Annotated in this window: 16 protein-coding genes; 7 read left to right on the top strand and 9 right to left on the bottom strand. The window is 46.3% G+C overall.

From position 1 onward, the window contains the following. Positions 1-47: 47 nt before the first annotated feature. On the bottom strand, positions 48-1,076 hold the full coding sequence (locus IAQ59_RS01620; RefSeq protein WP_245189356.1) for an alpha/beta hydrolase family protein: 1,029 nt from the start codon (positions 1,074-1,076) through the stop codon (positions 48-50). Between the two features lie 127 nt (positions 1,077-1,203). On the opposite strand from IAQ59_RS01620, the gene IAQ59_RS01615 reads away from it, so the two are divergent. Together IAQ59_RS01615 and IAQ59_RS01610 are read left to right on the top strand one after the other, a co-directional pair. Beyond that, positions 1,204-2,853, top strand: coding sequence for a hypothetical protein (locus tag IAQ59_RS01615; protein ID WP_209329005.1), 1,650 nt, complete (start codon positions 1,204-1,206; stop codon positions 2,851-2,853). Positions 2,854-2,940: 87 nt separating this feature from the next. Continuing rightward, the gene (locus IAQ59_RS01610) at positions 2,941-3,675 is read left to right on the top strand and encodes an NYN domain-containing protein (protein ID WP_209329004.1); all 735 of its coding nucleotides are present in this window, start codon (positions 2,941-2,943) and stop codon (positions 3,673-3,675) included. Between the two features lie 107 nt (positions 3,676-3,782). Here IAQ59_RS01610 and IAQ59_RS01605 read toward each other — a convergent pair whose 3' ends face one another. Both IAQ59_RS01605 and IAQ59_RS01600 read right to left on the bottom strand, forming a co-directional pair. Then, positions 3,783-4,364, bottom strand: coding sequence for a DUF4136 domain-containing protein (locus IAQ59_RS01605; RefSeq protein ID WP_209329003.1), 582 nt, complete (start codon positions 4,362-4,364; stop codon positions 3,783-3,785). A gap of 347 nt (positions 4,365-4,711) precedes the next feature. Then, positions 4,712-6,376 (bottom strand): ribulokinase, encoded by a 1,665-nt coding sequence (locus IAQ59_RS01600; protein WP_209329002.1) that lies wholly within the window; start codon positions 6,374-6,376, stop codon positions 4,712-4,714. Between the two features lie 352 nt (positions 6,377-6,728). On the opposite strand from IAQ59_RS01600, the gene IAQ59_RS01595 reads away from it, so the two are divergent. Continuing rightward, a complete protein-coding gene (locus tag IAQ59_RS01595) occupies positions 6,729-8,939 on the top strand; it encodes a DUF5916 domain-containing protein (protein WP_209329001.1) in 2,211 nt (736 codons plus the stop codon). A 46-nt stretch (positions 8,940-8,985) separates the two neighbouring features. Here the strand turns inward: IAQ59_RS01595 and IAQ59_RS01590 are convergent, their stop codons facing one another. Next, complete coding sequence (locus IAQ59_RS01590; RefSeq protein ID WP_245189355.1) at positions 8,986-9,558, bottom strand: DUF4136 domain-containing protein; 573 nt, start codon at positions 9,556-9,558, stop codon at positions 8,986-8,988. A gap of 274 nt (positions 9,559-9,832) precedes the next feature. Here IAQ59_RS01590 and IAQ59_RS01585 point away from each other — a divergent pair, with 274 nt between their 5' ends. From IAQ59_RS01585 to IAQ59_RS01570, 4 genes are read left to right on the top strand one after another with little or no spacing between them, the layout of a single operon-like run. Further along, on the top strand, positions 9,833-10,510 hold the full coding sequence (locus IAQ59_RS01585; RefSeq protein WP_209329000.1) for a DUF2490 domain-containing protein: 678 nt from the start codon (positions 9,833-9,835) through the stop codon (positions 10,508-10,510). Between the two features lie 51 nt (positions 10,511-10,561). Then, the gene (locus IAQ59_RS01580) at positions 10,562-11,299 is read left to right on the top strand and encodes a LamB/YcsF family protein (RefSeq protein WP_209328999.1); all 738 of its coding nucleotides are present in this window, start codon (positions 10,562-10,564) and stop codon (positions 11,297-11,299) included. After that, entirely contained in the window at positions 11,296-11,994 is a 699-nt protein-coding gene (locus IAQ59_RS01575) for a 5-oxoprolinase subunit B family protein (RefSeq protein ID WP_209328998.1), read from the top strand. The genes IAQ59_RS01580 and IAQ59_RS01575 overlap by 4 nt, the downstream gene beginning before the upstream one ends. Then, the gene (locus IAQ59_RS01570; RefSeq protein ID WP_209328997.1) at positions 11,987-12,847 is read left to right on the top strand and encodes a 5-oxoprolinase subunit C family protein; all 861 of its coding nucleotides are present in this window, start codon (positions 11,987-11,989) and stop codon (positions 12,845-12,847) included. Before IAQ59_RS01575 ends, IAQ59_RS01570 begins: the two co-directional genes overlap by 8 nt. A 1-nt stretch (position 12,848) precedes the next feature. On the opposite strand, the gene IAQ59_RS01565 is transcribed toward IAQ59_RS01570, so the two are convergent. From IAQ59_RS01565 to IAQ59_RS01545, 5 genes are all read right to left on the bottom strand, one after another. After that, entirely contained in the window at positions 12,849-14,318 is a 1,470-nt protein-coding gene (locus tag IAQ59_RS01565; RefSeq protein WP_209328996.1) for a sodium:solute symporter family protein, read from the bottom strand. Positions 14,319-14,399: 81 nt separating this feature from the next. Continuing rightward, positions 14,400-15,743, bottom strand: coding sequence for a Gfo/Idh/MocA family protein (locus tag IAQ59_RS01560; protein WP_209328995.1), 1,344 nt, complete (start codon positions 15,741-15,743; stop codon positions 14,400-14,402). A 23-nt stretch (positions 15,744-15,766) separates the two neighbouring features. Beyond that, positions 15,767-16,810, bottom strand: coding sequence for a Gfo/Idh/MocA family protein (locus tag IAQ59_RS01555; protein WP_209328994.1), 1,044 nt, complete (start codon positions 16,808-16,810; stop codon positions 15,767-15,769). 92 nt (positions 16,811-16,902) lie between these two features. Then, positions 16,903-17,976 (bottom strand): DUF6807 domain-containing protein, encoded by a 1,074-nt coding sequence (locus tag IAQ59_RS01550; RefSeq protein ID WP_342450672.1) that lies wholly within the window; start codon positions 17,974-17,976, stop codon positions 16,903-16,905. 220 nt (positions 17,977-18,196) lie between these two features. Then, positions 18,197-19,558, bottom strand: coding sequence for a Gfo/Idh/MocA family protein (locus IAQ59_RS01545; protein WP_209328993.1), 1,362 nt, complete (start codon positions 19,556-19,558; stop codon positions 18,197-18,199). Positions 19,559-19,570 lie beyond the last annotated feature (12 nt).

Here is a 19,570-nt window from a genome sequence, read left to right as displayed (position 1 = left end):
ATTGGCTGTTTTCTCCCTTTTATGGAATCCGAGTATCATTCTACAAGTTATTCACCCACTAATTTTTCCAGGGCATATTCCGTTAACATTTCGTGGTTTCCTTCGAATACGGTGATTCGAAGGCTGCCGGATTCTTTCACCAAGCAAACGCGTCTACCACCGATGCTGCCGAATTCCCCCAAGGGTTGACGCCTCTCCAGCAGCGTCAGCTTTTCCGTATCAGATACGTAGTGGTTGACATCGGTTATGCCCTGATCTCTTAGCAGTTTATTGTAGAAATTGATGGAATGGGTGATGGGGACACTGCCTTGTATACCATCGTAAATTCCTGCGTAAATATGGAGTTCGGCCTGCTTCAGTTTTTCGGTAGGTGTCTCCCAAAAAAGAGGAGAGCGTGCCTTTGCGAGTAGGGTGTCAAGCGAGGCTCCGGACCCCGTACAATCCAAGATGTCTTTTGCATAGCGATTTTTTCTGATTTGACTCTCATGGTGCCAGGCCGTCAAATCGGAAATGGATGCCCATGCCGAAAATTTCCTGATAGGGTGGACGGACTTCATAAAGGTGCTTAGCGTGGCATATCCTCCTCCACTCACGCCGATAACGTATATTTTGGAAGTGTCCACCGGGGCGTTTCGTAAGGCATAGGCAATGGCGTCATCGATATCGCTCAAGGCGAGTTCACTGCAGCAGGCATCGAAGGTGCGGTTGGCGCCGCGAAAATCCGGATGAATATAATTTAGGTCCTTTTGCTTGCAAAGCAGGGCCAGATCATCTTTTTGTTCATAGGTTCCGCTCCAGGTATGAAGGCTTACAATTAAAGGCCGGGGTTCGGTAGATTTTGCCTTGTAGAGGTAGGCTTTTTGCTCCACGCCGTCTTTGGAGGAAGGTATCGCTACCAGTTCAAAGTCCGCTTGCCACAGGGCCTGCGAAGTATCGTCAAAGCGAATGGGGATGGTGCTATTCGTTCGGTCATTTACAGCTTTAACAGCAGGTTGTTGTCTTGCGTTTCCGTGGTGCACCATTGAAATTGCCAAAAGGCAACAAAGAACTATGGGGATCGCGCGTATCTTTTGCATGGGTAGATCAACTTTTACATGATCGGGACTGAAAATTTACGGTTTATGTGCATCTTTAGCAATTAACTCACCTAAATAACGGCCCTTATACCCGCAAATTGGTAGGAAGGGATAAAACGAACCAAGAATGAAATCCATCTTTATTTTTGTCCTAGTAGTAAGCCTAGTAGGCATGGGCTTTGGGCAGTCAACCGTCAAGCAAGACGAGGTATCCATCACATCGAAAGGTCGAACGACGGAAGTTCGAACGAATTCAAAGGGTAAAATTTCGGTAAACGTGGCCCCAAATGATGCGGAGGCTTTCCGGTCGAAAGGCTGGGTCGGCTATGGAGATTTGGGAGCCAAAGGAGACGGTATAACCGATGATTTTGATGTGATTGTAGCAACCCACGCCTTTGCTAATCAGGAAGGGCTTGCGGTAAAGGCAGAAGACGATGCGGTTTATTATCTCAGCGGAAAAAGGCGGACTGCAATCATACAGACCGACACTGATTTTGGCAAAGCGCTATTTATCATAGATGATACCCGAGTGGAGGACCGAACGGCACAGGTTTTTTTGGTTAACTCTACCCTGCGCCCGTATAAATTGAAGGGTATTTCTTCCCTGAAACGCAACCAATCCAAGATCGATGTCACCCTTCCGACTGCCAGCTTGATCACCGTAAACGATGCCAACGTAAAGCGGTATATCCGTTTCGGTCCCAACCAGAATAACGGAGCACCTCAAACGGATATTTTTATAGTCGATAAGTCCGGAAATGTGGATATGGATGCGCCTATTATCTGGGATTTTGATCAGATTACAGATATTACCGCACTTCCGATGGATGAGAAAACCCTTACCATCCGGGGAGGCAAGTTTACCACCATCGCAAATCAAGCGGAGTCGAAATATACTTACTACAGCAGGGGTATTGGAATCAAGCGCTCGAATGTGCTAGTGGATGGATTGGAACATCGGGTAACCGGAGAGGGCGATCACGGGGCACCCTACGGTGGGTTTATCAATGTGAGCGAATGCGCATACGTTACGGTGCAGAACAGCCTTTTAACGGGACATAAGATATACCAAACCATCGGCGCTGCCGGTGTGTCCGTTTCAATGGGTACCTATGATATCTCCCTCGGTCGTGCGTTGAATGTTTCCTTTATAAATTGCAGCCAAACAAATGATATAAATGATACCCAATTCTGGGGCATTATTGGATCCAACTATTGCAAGAACCTCACCTTGGACAGGTGTGTTTTTTCCAGGTTTGATGCCCACATGGGAGTAGCCAATGCTACGGTAAAGAACTCCATTCTGGGCCATCAAGGTATCAACGCAATTGGGAGCGGCACTTTTACGCTAGAAAACTCCACGGTTTATGGTAGAAACCTGATCAATTTACGTTCTGACTATGGAAGTACCTGGGAGGGTGAGTTGATCATCAAGAACACGGTGTTCGTTCCAGCGGCTGGAAGGAATGTCCGTGCCAGTTTGATTAGTGGGTCCAATTCCGGGCAGCATGATTTTGGCTATACCTGTTTTATGCCTGAGCGAATTCAGATTGAAAATTTGCGCATATATGATTATAACCATCCTGAAGACTATCAGGGTCCGGCCATTTTTGGTAATTTTAATCCAAAAATGACAGATAATAGCTATGTGGAAAAATATCCCTATATACTGACCAAAGAAGTGATCTTGAAAAACGTGGAAATCTTTAGCGGGCAGGAATTGCGGATTAGCGACAATCCCTTTATGTTTCGAAATGTGCAGATAACTGCGGAATAATGGATAGGAAATGGGCTGTTTTACGTTTCAATTAAACAAGTGAATCGAGCACGACGAGAGCGACCTTATTAATACCGAAAGAAAAGTATGCACCAAGACAACAAACTTGCTGTGCTGATAGACGCGGATAACGTTCCTTCAGGACAGGTTAAGGAAATGATGGAGGAAATTGCCAAATACGGCAATCCCACCATCAAACGAATCTATGGAGACTGGACCAAACCGCAGCTGGGAAAGTGGAAAGCGGTCCTTTTGGAAAATGCGATCAATCCCATACAGCAATATAGCTACACCTCTGGTAAAAATGCCACCGATTCGGCCATGATCATTGACGCAATGGACATACTCTATTCAGAAAAAGTCGACGGGTTCTGTTTGGTTTCCAGTGACAGTGATTTCACCAAACTTGCGACTCGCCTGAGAGAGGCAGGTATGATGGTCATCGGACTAGGTGAAAAGAAGACTCCTGATCCCTTTATCGTGGCCTGCGATAAGTTTATTTATTTGGAGATATTGCAGCAAGAGACGGATGATGTAAAAGGTAAGGAACGAGGTACAAAGCAATTTGAGCAGATTACGCCGACCATGCTGCGTCTGATATCCTCCACCATTTCTGATCTGGCAGATGATGACGGATGGGCATTCCTTGGGGATGTCGGAAATCTGTTACAAAAAAAGCAACCAAATTTTGATTCCAGAAACTACGGATTTCAAAAGCTTACGCCTCTGATAGGTTCCATTGCGAAATTTGAAGTGAAAGAGCGGATACATCCTAAAAGCAATAATAAGCTTATTTACGTACGCAACAAGCCGGCGAAATGAAGTAATTAGGTTTTTTAATCCGCATGCTAAAGCCAAAAGAAAAAGCGGGGTGCCATACGAGCGTATGGCACCCCGCTTTTTCTTTTGGGCAAAATGACAATGCAGCATCAATTCTGCGTGGTCAAAATCTTAAATTGATCCATTACCTTGTAGGTGGCCCTAGTGAGATCAATGTTGATATTTGGAGACTCATAGTCAAAGAAGGCATTGGTATAGCCTTGCCAAACCGTATTCCCCTTTTTATGGTCTATTACCAAAATAACCAACATTCCATCGTTTTGGGTGTATTTGATGGCATTGTAGTTTTCGCGCATTTTCTCCCGTGCGATACTGTCAGCTTCGTCTTCTAGAAGTTCAATGCCCTGCTTTTTGAGCCAGAAGTCGAAATCCGGTTGGTTGTATCCCCTGTATCTAACCTCACTTTGATACAGTTTATAGATTACGAGCAAATCTGGATTATTGTCTTTGACTCGGAATCCTTGTGAACCGAGCCTAGAAGTGATGGTCTTTTCAATTACCTCACTTAATGCGTCATTGGCTTTGCTTTCTTCCTCTACAAATCCGAACGTCTTATATTTCTTAAAGGCACCTCGGTAGTTATAATCATACTCAGCCACAAAATCCCGCTGGGACAGACAGGCCGAACAAAAGATCAGCATAACAAGGATGAAGTAGTTAATGTGTTTCATACAAGTTGTGATTAAAGATGGTGTTGTAAATGAATTTCGAAGATGATAACCGTTTATTATTTGGTCGCTTCCGGAAAATAGGCTTTTGTAACAAATAACTCTGAGTAAACATCCTATATCCTTTTTTGTTTACCGAATCAACGGAATTCTTACGTAGGATAATGTTAGCAATTTCCCGATCATAATGCAAGCAAAAATAAATTAAATATTTACAACGACTGGATTGGCCTGTGTGGTTTTTTTGAATTAGGTGTATTTGTTGTAGGTTAGGAAGTTAGCTAAAAAAATAAGCCGAAACCATGGTGGTTTCGGCCTATCAATAAGGACGGTCTCTTTTTGTCCGGTTATCAGGTCATTGATTCTATAAATCCGCCAAATTTGAGGTATTTTTCATAAGATGCCTGATACACCGCTACATGTGCAGGGTTTGGATAGTAGGTTTTGTCAAAACCGTTGCCCATGCGGTCAATGGCGTCTTGAAGCGTAGGATATAGACCACTGGCAACAGCCGCGTACATAGCAGACCCTAGGGCAGGTGCCTGTTCAGATGTGGCCACTTTAATGGGCATGTTTAGTACGTCAGCCATTGTTTGCATCACTAGTGGGGATTTTTTGGCGACCCCTCCTAAGCCAACCACTGCATCTATGGTAATCCCTTCTTCCCGGAACCGTTCTACGATTCGCCTAGAGCCAAAGCATATGGAGTCCACCAGTGCTTTGAAAACCGTGGACGCGTCAGAGCCCATGGTCAGTCCAAGGATTGCTCCTTTAAGTTGCTGATTGGCATCGGGTGTTCTCCTTCCGTTTATCCAGTCTAGGGCCAATACGTTGCTTTCTACTGGATTTATTTGCAAGGCCTCCGTTGTCAGGGTTGCCAACAGTTTTTCTTCGATCTCTTGGATCAATTCGCTTTTGGACTTGCTGTCCAATAAATTGCTGTTTTCAATAAGTTGCGTCACGGGATCGGCAAGGAGATTCTTAAACCAAGCCAGCACATCTCCAAAACCGGATTGCCCAGCTTCCAGTCCAATCGTACCAGGCACGACGGAACCATCGACCTGTCCACAAATTCCCTTTACTAGCTTATCGCCCAAGGAGTCATATGAAGCAATCATGATATCGCAGGTAGAGGTGCCCATCACTTTTACCAGGGTATTTGCGGCCACTTGACCACCCACCGCCCCGGCATGTGCATCAAATGTACCCACTGCGACCACCGTGCTTTCCAACAAGCCTAATTTGTCGGCCCACTCAGGAGAGAGTGTGCCCGCTGCTTGATCCGAGGTGTAGGTCTCCGAATACAGGCGATCTCTTAGTGGTGCCAGGCCAGGATGGATCTTCGCCAAAAATGACTTGTCGGGTAGTCCGTCCCAGCTTTCATGCCAAAGTGCTTTGTGCCCGGCCGCACAGCGGCTACGCTTGGCTTTCAGAGGGTCGGTATTCCCGGTGAGCGTCGCGGTCAGATAATCACAGTGTTCCATCCACGAATAGGCAGCGTCAGCTACCTTCGGGGCATGCGTGTAAATGTGTGAAATTTTTGCCCAAAACCATTCGGATGAATAGATTCCTCCTTCGTATTTGGTGTAATCTTCGCCGCCCCAAGTGCGCGCCAGCTCGTTTATTTTATCAGCCTCGGCGATTGCAGTATGATCCTTCCACAGGATCATCATGGCATCCGGATCGGAAGAGAATCCGGGCTGTAGCGCCAAAGCTTCACCTCTTTCATTTACAGGCAGGGGCGAAGATCCGGTTGTGTCTATGCAGATGCCCTTAACGAGCACCGGGTCTGTGCCAGTACTTTTTAATACGTTTTGTATCGTTTGGGTAATGCCTTCCAAATGGTCAAGCGGATGTTGCCTAAACTGGTTAGCAATTGGCTTACAATATTTGCCTTCCCGCCACCTTGGGTACGCAAAAACATCACTTGCCAGCGTCTTTCCATCTGAGGTATCTACCAGTACAGATCGCACGGAATCTGTTCCAAAATCGACTCCGATCACATAATTCTTCATGAGGTTAGTTTTGTTTTTTTTAATTAAATCAATATTTCCGATGAGTGTGGCGAGATTGCCGGTTCTCTCGTACTCAAATCACTTAGCGGAGGAGTCATCTCTCTGCCGAAATTTCCAGTAACGGTGGTGGCTGAAAAGGGGATAAGTTTAGTACGATCGTATCGCAAGATAAGCCTATTGGTCAGGGATTCCAATTTGAAAAATATCTTATGGTAAAATTTTAGTTTTAAGGTTTCTTTGATAAACCGCTACGGCTTTGTAATGAACAAAATTTTTTTAGGTACCAATGGTGTAAAACTATGGTTTGTTGTCCGTCGAATCAATTATTTTCACGGGAAATTTAGTTTTTGTAATGAAATGGAACTTTGCTATCGCGATGCTGCTGGGATTTTCTGCATGCTTTCACGTGAATGCGCAGAGCCTTTCAGGCCTGGAAGCAGTGAGAATTGACGATCCGATTATGGTGGATGGTGAGTTGGATGAGGCTGTTTGGTTATCGGAAGAGGGATGGGCTATGGACTTTGTTCAGTTTTTCCCGAGTGATACATCCCTTTCTACCGTCAAGACTTTCGTACGGGTAGCCTATGACGATAAATTCCTGTACATAGGTGCGGTAATGCATAATCGGGGTTTTAGGGACCATTACGTGAGCACCTCGCTTCGAAGAGACTTTAGAGGTAATCAAAATGATGGACTAAGCATTATGCTGGACACATTCAACGACCGGACCAACGCATATCTTTTTGGAGTCAATCCGTATGGTGTACAACGGGAGGCCATGTTGGGTAATGGCGGGTTGCTAAGTGCCGATTTAAATTTGGCCTGGGATAATAAATGGCTGTCAGCCGCAAAAATACACGATGACCGGTGGGTAGCTGAGATTGCTATTCCATTTTCCACGCTCCGATACAAAGAGGGCTCCACTAACTGGAACGTCAATTTTTACCGAATTGACAGCGAGTATGCGGAGAAGAGCACATGGACACCCATCCCAAAGAATTTTAATGTCACCCACGTAGCCTTTACGCGCAAACTCCTGTTTCAAGAGCCACTCCCTAAGGCCGGTGCAAACATTTCGCTGATCCCATACACTGCCGTTGGGGCGTCACGTAATAACCTGGAAGGGATATCAGACCCATTGAGGCCTGCGTTGGGAGGTGATGCGAAGATCGGAGTTGGCCCCGCCTTAAATTTGGACCTAACCTTTAATCCCGATTTTTCGCAAGTGGAGGTGGATGAACAGGTTACCAACCTTGATCGATTTGAGATATTCTTTCCAGAACGTCGCCAGTTTTTCCTTGAAAATGCAGACCTTTTCGCAGATTTTGGAACCAACCGGATCCGTCCATTTTTCTCTCGGAGAATAGGTGTAGACAGAGATGACAACACCGGTCAAAATGTGCAAAACCAGATCTTGTATGGGGCCAGACTTAGTGGCAAGTTAACGGATGATTGGCGAATTGGGACGATGAACATGCAAACGGCCAATGACCCGATGAGGGGTATAGAGGGAAAGAATTTTGCGGTAGCGGCATTGCAGCGAAAGGTATTTAACCGCTCTAATGTGGGCTTGATGGTGGTGAATCGGGAGTCTATGGATACGGAAAAAGGGGGGTTGGCCATGAAAAATGGCGCCCATAACCGGCTTCTTGGATTGGATTACAATTTATTTTCCGCCGACAACCGATGGAGCGGAAAGTTTTTTTACCATAAGACGTTTGAGGACGGCGATCTACATGATTCCGGGACAGGCCATGCGAGTTTGACCTTTATGGATACGCACTTTACTGCTGGCCTGGCGTATTCCTACGTTGGGGAAAATTACAATCCGGTGGTGGGATATACACCTAGGGTGGATTATCAGCGAGTTGCGCCGGAAATGGCTTACCTGTTCTTTCCAAATTCCGGTAAAGTAAACCGTCACGGTCCGGGTTTTAAATCAGAGACGCTTTGGAACGAACGGTTAGGTGTGACTGATGAATTGCACTCGTTTCTATACCTGATTCGGTTTCATTCTCACGCTGAAATGACGTTCACGTTGAACAATCAATACACCTATTTGTTTTTTCCTTTCGACCCTACTCGTACGGGCGCAGAACCTCTGCCCGAGGGTACAGCCTACAGAACAAATTTTCTGGGGTTTGACATCAGAACCAATCCCATTCATGCATTTTCTTTACGGGGTATAGGGCAAATAGGACAGTATTACAATGGAAACATGGGCAGTTTTTCCGGTACATTGCAATGGCGAATGGGTTATCTCGCTAATATTTCCATGAACCTAAGTTATAGCCGCATACGATTGCCGGAGCCCCAGCAAGATGCGGACTTGTTGCTTTTAGGCCCCCGGGTGGATTTGACCTTTACCCGAAACCTTTTCTGGACCACCTTTGTCCAATACAACAATCAAATAGATAACATCAACATCAACACGCGCATGCAATGGCGATATGCACCGGTGTCGGACCTTTTTTTAGTATACACGGATAATTACTTTCCCGGCACCTTTGCATCGAAACAACGGGCCTTTGTTATGAAATTAAACTATTGGTTGAATCTGTAGCGCATCATTTGTCGGTCAATTAAACAGCATCAGCGAGTGATCGGGACTAGCCTCTTGCGGATACGTTCCGGGCAAACTCCTTTAAAATTTTCTCTACCGATGCTTTTAGATTTCGGGAGCGTTGATCCGGTTTGTTTATTTCACCAACGGCAGAAATGCGCATGACCACTTTGTCTTGGCGGGTATCTATAAAATCAACCACCAGCTCACCTAAATCGTATTTTTCCACACGATATCCGCCTCCCATTCCAGGGCCCATCATCCAGGGATTGCCCCACATCCAAGGATTCATGCCCCATCCCCACGGCCCCATAGGTGTACTATTTATCTCTTTTTTTCGGTCAGTCAGTATCGTATTGTATCGGACGATCAGGTCTGGCTTTTCGGAGTCTACTTCGTAACCGAAATTTTCCATGCCTTCAGTAAGACTTTTTTGTAGGTTTTCCTCAAGCACGGGAGAATTGAAGGCCTGCGCATCGTAATATTCACTGATGACATAAAATGTACGAAATGCCTCAGGCCGGGCCATCTCGTTTTTTTCCATATATACCTTTACCGGGCTGCAGCCGCCAGCTACACTGGTTAGAACCAAAAAGCCGATGATCACGTATCTGGTCATGTTTATTTTTTTATTAGTAAGACGAATTAGGAAGTGGAATTGTTGTACATAGCATATTACTAAGTACATCTTTTTTTAAATCAGCTTGAATAATTTCCAAGGAAATATAATGGTAGATTGACAAATTCATTGGTTTCATTTCGGATTGGTAGGTTACAAAGTACCGTTGAAAAGACAGGAGGGCGACTCATGCAAATGTATAGGGTTATTGAATCTGTTTTTTCGAACTTTATGCTCGAACCAAGGGTTTTTCAATCTTATAAATGGGATAGAAGTGAGTAGAAGCATCGTTATTTTAGCCATGATCGTCGTATTGCCTGTTACGGGATACGGCCAATCGGCTGTGAGTGAGGGACAGGGTATGTGGTTGATGTTTTTTAATCGGACAGAAATCAATGAAAAGTGGAGTCTACATACCGAAGTGCAGGATCGTTCTTATGATCTCAGCCATGCAGGGGAGCAATTACTTCTTCGGGGAGGGGTAAATTACCACTTAAAGCCTCGATTATGGCTAACCGCTGGATACGGTTATATTGAAAGCTATCCGCCGGAGGGTAGTGGATTACCCACGGTAATCGAACACCGGATATGGCAGCAGGTGCTGCATTTTCACACTCTTGGCCGCTTGTTTATTGAGCACCGGGGTAGGTTGGAGCAGCGATTTATCGGTGACCAATACCGCGATCGTATCAGGTACCGTCTCTTGGTAAATATCCCCTTAACAAAGGAACGTATGGGGCCTAAGACCTTGTTTTTCAGTGTATACGACGAGTTATTTGTTGATTTGGACGATTCACCCTACGATAGGAACCGATTCTACGTGGCCCTGGGTTATCAGTTTACCCGAGCGGTAAATGTGCAGACAGGTTGGCTTTCCCAGCATGTTGGGGAAAGGGCCAAGGGCTATTTGCAACTTGCCGTATTTGCAAACGTGCTGCACAGTAAGCGATAATAGTTGGTATCCTGGGGGTTAATAGATAGAATTCCTGGTTTGGTTTAGAATATGTTGAATCGGTTAGATGTAAATGCAGACTTGGGTGAAGGAAATGCCTTTGATGCGGTAATCATGGGTTGTATCAGCAGCTGCAATATTGCGTGTGGAGGCCATGTGGGCAATTCCGATACGGTTCGTGAAGCAATTTTGCTGGCAAAGGCTAAGGGCATCCGAATCGGAGCTCATCCATCCTATCCGGATGCGGATAATTTTGGCAGGGAAAAGCTGGAAATGGCCCTGTCTAATCTCGAAGAAAGCCTCAAAGCGCAAATTAAGCTGGTAACGGATGAGTTAGCCAAGGAAGCCATTCCCATGCACCATATAAAGCCTCATGGTGCATTGTACAATGAAGCCAGTGTAGATACCGAATTGGCGATTCTGATTGCATCTCTCGTAAAGTCGGAGTATCCCAAGGCAAAGCTTTATGCGCCCTTTGGTTCCAAACTGGCGGAGGCCGCACAGGCGCAAGGTATAGAGGTCTGTTTTGAGGCATTCCTAGACCGAAGGTACCATCCCGACCTTACCCTCGTCAAGAGATCAGAACCTGAGGCCGTGCTAAGTACCTGGGATGAAATATCTGAGCAACTGAGCGAATTCGTGTTTAGGCAGCGGGTTCGGACTTCGGACGGCAGTTGGAGAGCCATAAAAGTTGATACACTTTGTTTACATGGAGACCATCCACAGGCCTTGGACACAGCCATTCGAGTAAACCGTTGGCTGAAGCTGCATGGTGTGACGCTTTTATGATGGATCCTATCATTCGGAAAATATCGCCAAAGATCTTTGAAATCAGTTGGCCTGCACAAATCTCGAAAGAAATTGCAATCGAGATGCTGCAAGTAAAGTCTCTTTTAGTAGATCGGTTAGGAGCCCAACTGCAGGATGTACGATTTGGGTATCATCGTTTATCCATTTCAATAGGGAAGGGCACGTGTGATATCGATGAATTAAGGGAATTCTTGAAGGGCGGTATTGCCGAGGGTGGGGAGGCATTGCCTAGATGCTGGCGGATTCCAGTCTGCTATGACCCTGAGGTAGCCAAAGATCTGACTGCCTTTTTAACGCGCAAAGGCTTGGATCTGGATGAGTTTATCATGTTGCATACACAGGTAGATTACCTGTTACATTTCTATGGATTCCTTCCGGGTTTTATGTACCTGGGAGGCCTGCTTTCTGAACTTCACTGCCCTAGGAAGGATTTTCCGGATCGTAAGATCGAAGGTGGATCCGTTGGCATTGGCGGATCTCAAACGGGCATTTACCCGGTTGAGAGTCCAGGAGGATGGCATGTGGTCGGCAAGACACCGCTTTCCATGTTTGATCCGGCGAGTGGCAGCCTCCCTCCGTACACACCAGGGGACGTTATCCGGTTTTTTTCCATAGACAGAACCGAATACGAACAACGGCTGATAGACCGTTCTACCGATTGGAATCATGCATAAGAGCCTCGGTTTTTTAAAATTTCGAGATATTGGCATTCAGGTAAGCATGCAGGATTCCGGGCGTATCGGGTATGCGGAATATGGTATTCCAGAATCAGGGTTTATGGATGCCGTGTCGGCGGGTCGGTCAAATCTACTTGTTGGAAATCCACCGGGACAGGCTTGTTTAGAGCTTTTTCAAGGTATGGCTTCCATAGAGGTTTCTAGTGCCTGTCAAGTTGTTTTCTCGGGTGCATCTGCCCAAATTCGCGTCAATTCGGTACCCTACCCATTACATCAAGTGATTACATTAAAGGCTGGTGATGTGATTCAAATTTCGGCGGCGGTAGCGGGAAATTGGCTGTATATGGCACTGGCGGGCATCTGGGATCAGCGGGATTATTTTGGAAGCAAGAGTTTCTATAAAGCGATAGGAGGGAAGGCAGGGTTTGCAGTCAATGATCGGGTTGGGTTCTATGCCCGTAGTCCGCATATACAACGATCCAATGCCCGTTTAAATCCTTCCATCTTTTGGAGTCATCCAGAAATAGCTGCCTACGCAGGCCCTGATTTTCATCTATTAGATCAGAACCTAATTGCAAGGCTACTCAATACGTCCTTTCAAATTTCCAATTCCATCAACCGAATGGGATATCAGTTGGAGGGTACCATTTTACACAAGCTGCCTGAAATATTAAGTGCGCCGGTTTATCCCGGAACGGTTCAGCTTACCCCCTCAGGAAGGTTGATCGTGCTAATGAAAGATGCCCAAGTTACAGGAGGTTACCCGAGAGTGTTGCAGCTTACTCCCCGAGGTTTGGCCGAATTTTCACAAAAACGTCCTGGGGAGAAAATTAAATTCCGGCTGCATTAGGTCAGCGTTCCACGGCCAAGTCAGCTAGCATTTGTTGTACTTTCTGAGGAGGGCCTTGTTTGCCAGGTTTTCCGACGACAATATAGGTTATGGTGGATACAACAACAGGAAGGCTTACAGACAAGGCCAGACTACCCAAATCATAGGATTTGGTAAAGATAAAGGCAGCAAGTCCCATCACAATAGAGGAGATAGCCGCGGCTGGGCCACAATTTTTAAACCAAGGGATGACCCCAAAAAGCATGGGCACAGCTATAGGCCCAACCAGGGCACCAAACCAACTAATAATCAATCCCAAGACGCCGCCAAAACGTTCAAACTGAAAGGCAATGAGGATGGTGGCAAGTGTGAACAGAAAGGTAGTTATTCGGGCGATGCCCAATGAATTTTTTTCATCTTTGAATTTGCTGTTTACCGCTGGCAAGATGTCCCGGGTGATTACGGCGCTGATCGTATTGATGTCGGAGGAAGTCATCGACATGGTGTTGGCAAATAACGAGGCAACGACCAATCCTACCAGACCGACGGGTAGCAGTTGCATTGTCAGAATGCCGTAAGATTGGGTGGGGTCTTCCATTTCCGGTAGTAGAATCGGGGCGGCCCACATGGGAAAAAAGAGGATAAGCGGCCAAATCAGGTATAGCACTCCCGATAGACGTGCGGCCTTGGATGCTTGCTTTTCAGACGGAGAGGAGATATATCGAGTTGCCAAATTCCACTGACCGCCGTTATAAGAAAGAAAGTTAATAAACAAAAAGGCAAGTGCAAACCCTACCGTGTAGGGTTCGTGAAAGAATTGGCTGTTTTCTGGAGGAAGCTGATCCCAAAGGGTAAAAACCGAACCAATGCCGCCCAGTTTGGCTACCACCACCACAAACATGACAAGGCCTGCGATAATCTGTACGATGAATTGCGCAAAGTCGGTAATAATCACCGCCCAAAGGCCACCAAAAGTAATGTACAATAAGGATATTCCACCTGAAATCAAAATACCTACGGGGAGGGATACGCCCGTAAAAACGTTCAGCAATACGGCTATGGCCGCCCACTTGGCACCAATATCAAACAGTTTTAGGGTCACGCCACTCCACGCCATTAGTTGTTGGGTGAAAAGGTTGTACCTTATCGTCAAAAATTCTAATGGAGACTGAATCTGAAAGCGCTTGCGAAGTCGAACCCAAAAAACGGGAAACACGTTGGCACTTACCACGATGGTAAGGCCGATGGTCAATGCCCACCATATGTAGAGGGAAAAGCCGTGGGTATAAGCCAATCCTGCGTAGGCGACGAATACCGCTCCACTATATCCGGAAACGTGGTGGGAAATTCCGGAAAGCCACCAAGGTAATTTTCCCCCTGCGACAAAGTAATCTTCCGAATTGGTGTTTTTGAAATAAGACCAGATGCCAATCGCCAACATCAGTAGGAAAAAAAGCGCAATGACAATCAGATCCAGTAGGCTAAGTTCCATAAAAGAAAGAGGATTAGGAGTAGGTTAACCCCTGCCGGACGATGCCGGCAGGGTAGTTGGACAGGTAGGGTATGGGCTTATTTAAACGTTGGGTTCCCAACCTTTTTGGTAGTCTCGGCTCCACAAGGCCATGGCTTTTTTATCGTTCTTGATGCGGCCGTTACTGGGGTCAATTTGCAAAGATCTTCCGACTCGCTGAGAAATGTTGCCTAGTTGTACCAAAAGGGTACTTTGATGCGCACCCACAATTTCAGACCGCACCTCGATGCCCTTTTTGATGCCATCAAAGAAGTTTTGGATATGAATTGCATCCAACGCCTGGGCTGGACTAACACGGTTTTGCGGATCTATCGCCAAATCATTTTTCACCTCTTTGACAACCTCATTCTTCAGGTTAAAAATTTTATAGGAATTTCCGCCTTCGATCAATAAACTCCCGGTTTCTCCATAAAAGAGAACTCCCACCGATCCGCCCTCGATATGTTTGCCGTTGCAGCTTCTTCCCTCCCAGCTAATCAGTCCTTTATCCCCAAAATCCATGTTGATGATTTGGGTGTCAGGTGTCTCCCAGTCATCCTTGTAGTGGTAGCGACCTCCAGTGGAGTTCACCATGGTAGGGTAATCAACCTGAAGTCCCCAACGCGCCAAATCTACCATGTGGGTGCCGTTGTTTAGGGCCTCTCCCGTTCCCCAATTCCAAAACCAATGCCAATTGTAATGTATCAGGTTATCGCGGTAGTCCTCCCGTGGTGCAGGGCCCTGCCATAGCTCAAAATCCAACCAATCGGGTACAGGAACTTTCTTTCCCTGTCCAATGGGCCCTCTGTTGTTGGCATACCAGGTTTTAGCCATGTAAGGTTTGCCGATTGCCCCATTGTGTACCTCTTTGATGCCGGCGACTACATTAGGCCAAGACCGTCTTTGGTTGCCAACTTGTATTACTTTTTGGTATTTTCGCTGCGCCTCAATCAACATTTCGCCTTCCTTTGGATTGTGGCTACAGGGTTTTTCCAAATACACGTGTTTACCCGCCTGCACTGCCATCAACGCTGCCGGTGCATGCCAGTGATCCGGTGCTGTCACTACCAGCGCATCCACATCCTGATCTTCCAACACTTTTCGGACATCTTTTTGTTCTTTTGGTTTCGTTCCCTGAATGCCATGTATTGCCGAAGCAAACTTGGAGGATGCATTGGAATCTACATCACAACTGTATATCACTTCACAATTTTCCTGCCCCGCGAAATTACTTCCAACGGCCATGCCGCGACTTACCACCCCCATACAGGCAACCTGTATGCGTTCGTTTGCTCCGAGGATTCTGGCATAGCTCTTTGCGGAAACTCCGGGAAGTATTCCCCCAACGGACACAAATGCAGCTCCAGCGGCCGTTTTTTTTACGAAGGTTCTTCTAGAATTATTCATTTTTCTTTGATTTCTTTTCCACTTTAAAGGTTGATTTTATCGGCTGCCCGTTGTGCCTTTGACATCACTTCGGCTATAGAAACAGCCTGACCCTTTCTACGGCTGCTTTCACTGGCCGCTTCCATGAATGCGAACAGCTCAATGGTTTCCCGTGGATCAATTGGTGGGATACCGGTATTGAAAAACTTGGAAATTTCGACCAATAATGGTCTATATCCCCCATAAGGACCTAGGTTGCTTACCCCTTCGGTGCCAAAAGCTGTACCCCCGTACCCGGTCTTACCGGATCTTAACCCCCTGAAAGTACCAATTCGGCCATCCTCCCAAGTGCCAACCACTATTTCCGAATCCGTGTGAAAGGTGCGCTGCACCGTTTTACACCCCTTGCCCATTACCGCATAAAGCGTTTCCACTCCATGAATGCCGTACCAAAACAGATCAGGATGAGTGGGTTCAAGTGTGGCAGGGCTATATGCATCCGCTCCCAAGACTTTGCCTATCTTTCCATTATTAACAGCGATCACGTTCTCCATGTATCGGAGAGAAGAAGAGGAAAAGGTAGGGACATGGTACTTTTCCGATGCGTTGAAAATGGCAATGGCATCCACCAGAGATGCCGAAATAGGCTTATCAATAAAAACCCGCTTTCCGGATTTAAACACTTCCAACGCTTGTTCCAAGTGCAAACGCCCATCATTGGTTTCCAACAGTACGTAATCAACCTTGTCCAGCAACTCCTTAATTGACCCCACTACTTCTACGCCCAATTGATGGATTTCTTTGATGTATCCAGGTATACGGTCAACAGAGGATTTGATGTCTTTGCTGCCTTGGGGATATGCGGCTACTACTTTATACCCTCCCAAGTCTGCAGCAGCGTCCGAGGCGTTAAATGCCTTGGTAAATGCGATACTGTGAGAGGTGTCCAAGCCGATGATTCCCACTCGTTTTTCATTCCTTTGGCCATAGGGTATGGAGAATGCTTCCAAGTGCTGACTCATGCCGATTCCGGCACCGGCTATCATGGCCTTTCCGATGAATTTCCTTCTGTCAATGGGGGGCGTCATATGCGTCTATGATTAAAGTTAACGTTAACGGTGGGTGATATTACTTTTTTTTCGAACCCCAAGTTACTATTAAATTTGATAAAAAGAAGGGGCTATTTTGTAAATGCCTTGTAGTCTTTTTCGACATCCTTATCGGCAACTACTTTTCCAGAGTAAATGACAATGCGGTGCTTGAATGTCATGGACTCTCCGGCTTTCAAGCGATGGTTTAGCTCATCCTTACCGCCACTCATGGCTTTTTGCCCCAATGGATTTGCTGCATAGAGGCCATATCCTCTAGCATGCCAATAAGTGGGGAAGCCTACATTTTCCGGATGGTCTAAAATTGCTACTGAAATGTTTTCTCCCTTTATATTTCCGCTTAGATTCATCCATTTACCCCGGGTTCCCCATACGTCATCCCCTTCCAGCCCCTCACTGCTGCGATAGTTACCAGTTACCCCTTCGTTGTTCATAGAGGGTACATCGGTAGGATTGCCCTGCGCATCGGTAAATTTTTCGGGCTTATCCGAAGGATGCTCTAGTTCTCGCGCCATTCTGATTCCCAACATACCTTCTTTGTTATCGGTGAAGGCAACGTCGGTGCGGGCTGTCAATTTGGTAATTCTGTCAATGGTGCGCTTGTCGCCCTTTCCAGCGAAAATGAACGTTGTGTTTTCTGATAAAAGCACCTTTCCTTTGCTGTCTACCCAATCCATGGACACTTCCAAAACGCCTTCTTTGGATCCATTCTCGGCCTTTACGATGGTTTTGTGAATGATGCTACCGTATTTGTCCTTTCTTTCCGGAGCAATAGCTTCGGAATTATTCCAAAAGTCCAAGCCGTTTACGTCTCCGTAATTAAGCCACAGCCCAATGTGGTGCGGGTGGTCTACGCGTTCTCCCGGTCGGTTGGCTATGGGGTACCCACGGGTAATAAATGTTTCGTTTGATGTCTTTATGGGGTAAAGGACGGGCTTTGCGATATTTTCGGGATAGATATAGGAAGTGAAGTGTTTTCCATCGATAATAACATCCACTCTGCGCTCGGCGTCATTTTGGATGAGCTGAATTCGCTCGTCGTTTTGCATTGTTTGTAAGGTTAAATCACCTTTTACAGCATAGGCATGCAAAAGGGGTAGGGAAAAAATGATTAGAAAGAAGGCTACTAGTTTGTTGTTTTTCATGGCAAGATGGGTTTTTGGATAATTCTTTGATAAAGGCGGTTTCAATTAACGGCTTGTTTATTCTTTGGGAACAGCAGGGCGTTCGAAGCGAATGTATCGTAAAAATTGGTATGCTACCGAAGCCTATGCGTAGATTTTAGTACGGGTGGATCTCAAAAGATCCCCACCCGTACTACCATCATTTTGATTTAAAGGCTACTTTCAGGACAAAAAGAAGTGATTAAGCTTTCAATTTTGGCTCCCAACCTTTTTCGTATTCCCGTTTCCACAGGGCCATTGCCTTTTTGCTGTTCTTGATATGCCCGTTCGTTGGGTCTACTTCCAAGATTTCACCGGTGCGTGAGGCGATGTTTGCCAGGTGGCATAGTAAGACACTTTTTGCCCCTTCGTCTATGGGAGACCGCTGTGCTTCTTTGCCTCGAATGGCTTCGAAGAAGTTGACCACGTGCCGCGTGGACATACCGCCTCCTCCGCCAAGCTGCGTGCCACCTTCGTCGTTTCCGGATGCATTTTCTCTTACCAGCTTTCCAGATCTGTCGTAGAGTTTATACCCACCTCGATCCACAAATACCGTTCCCTCTGATCCGTAAATAACGGTTCCTCTGCCAGTTGGTCCAAATGAATTGTATCCATTGCGGCTCTTGCCGTCCCATTGTATGGTGCGGTTTCCATCAAATTTAAAAATTGCGTCCATGGTATCGTACATTGTCCATCCGTCGTCAGGCCAGTGGTATTTGCCTGCGTCTACGATTACCTTAGATGGAAAGTCAACCTGCAATGCCCAACGCGCCACATCTATTTCATGGGTGGCGTTATTGCCGGACTCGGCGGTGCCATATTCCCATCCATACCAGTGCCAATTGTAATTCCAAGTGTCATGGGTATATTCCCTTCTTGGTGCTGGTCCTTGAAACAACTCCCAATCTAAGCCTTGTGGTGGGGCTGCTTTTTGGGGGACTGGAACTTCGCCTCGGGCGGAATTGTAAAATGCGGTTGCCTTAAACACGTTTCCGATTACCCCATTGTGTATTTCTTTGATAATCTCGATGGACTCGGGTGCGGAACGTTGTTGGTTACCCATTTGCACCACCTTATTGTATTTCTTTTGGTAGGCTACCAGCAGTTCGCCTTCGTACGGGTTATGGCTACAAGGTTTTTCCACATACACGTGTTTGCCAGCCTCCAGTGCCAGCCAGGTGCCTGGCGCATGCCAATGGTCCGGGGTTGCGTTTATCAGGGCATCCACTTCATGGTCCTCAATTACCTTTAGGATACTGTTTTCCAATTTAGGTTTGTAATCAATGACCTTTTGGAAATTCTGCAATGCCTTTTCCCGTTGGGATTCCATTACATCACATAGGTATACCAGGTTTACGTTGCTGGATTTTAGTCCGATGGGCTGGTAAAAGGCCCCCAATCTACGTCCCAATCCGGCTATAGCCACATTGATGCGCTCATTGGCTCCAATGATCTTACCATAGCTCTTTGCCGAAAACCCTAAAGCGCCCAAGGCAGAAATACCCGCAGTTGTCATCGCGGTCTTTTTTAGGAATTTCCTTCGGGATTTGTTATTACTTTTCATGATTAATTTAGG

It is taken from the genome of Lunatimonas salinarum (assembly GCF_017811155.1).
Taxonomy (GTDB): domain Bacteria; phylum Bacteroidota; class Bacteroidia; order Cytophagales; family Cyclobacteriaceae; genus Lunatimonas; species Lunatimonas salinarum.
The sequence above is the reverse complement of the archived record's forward strand: the minus strand, read 5'-3'. Positions and strand labels throughout refer to the sequence as shown.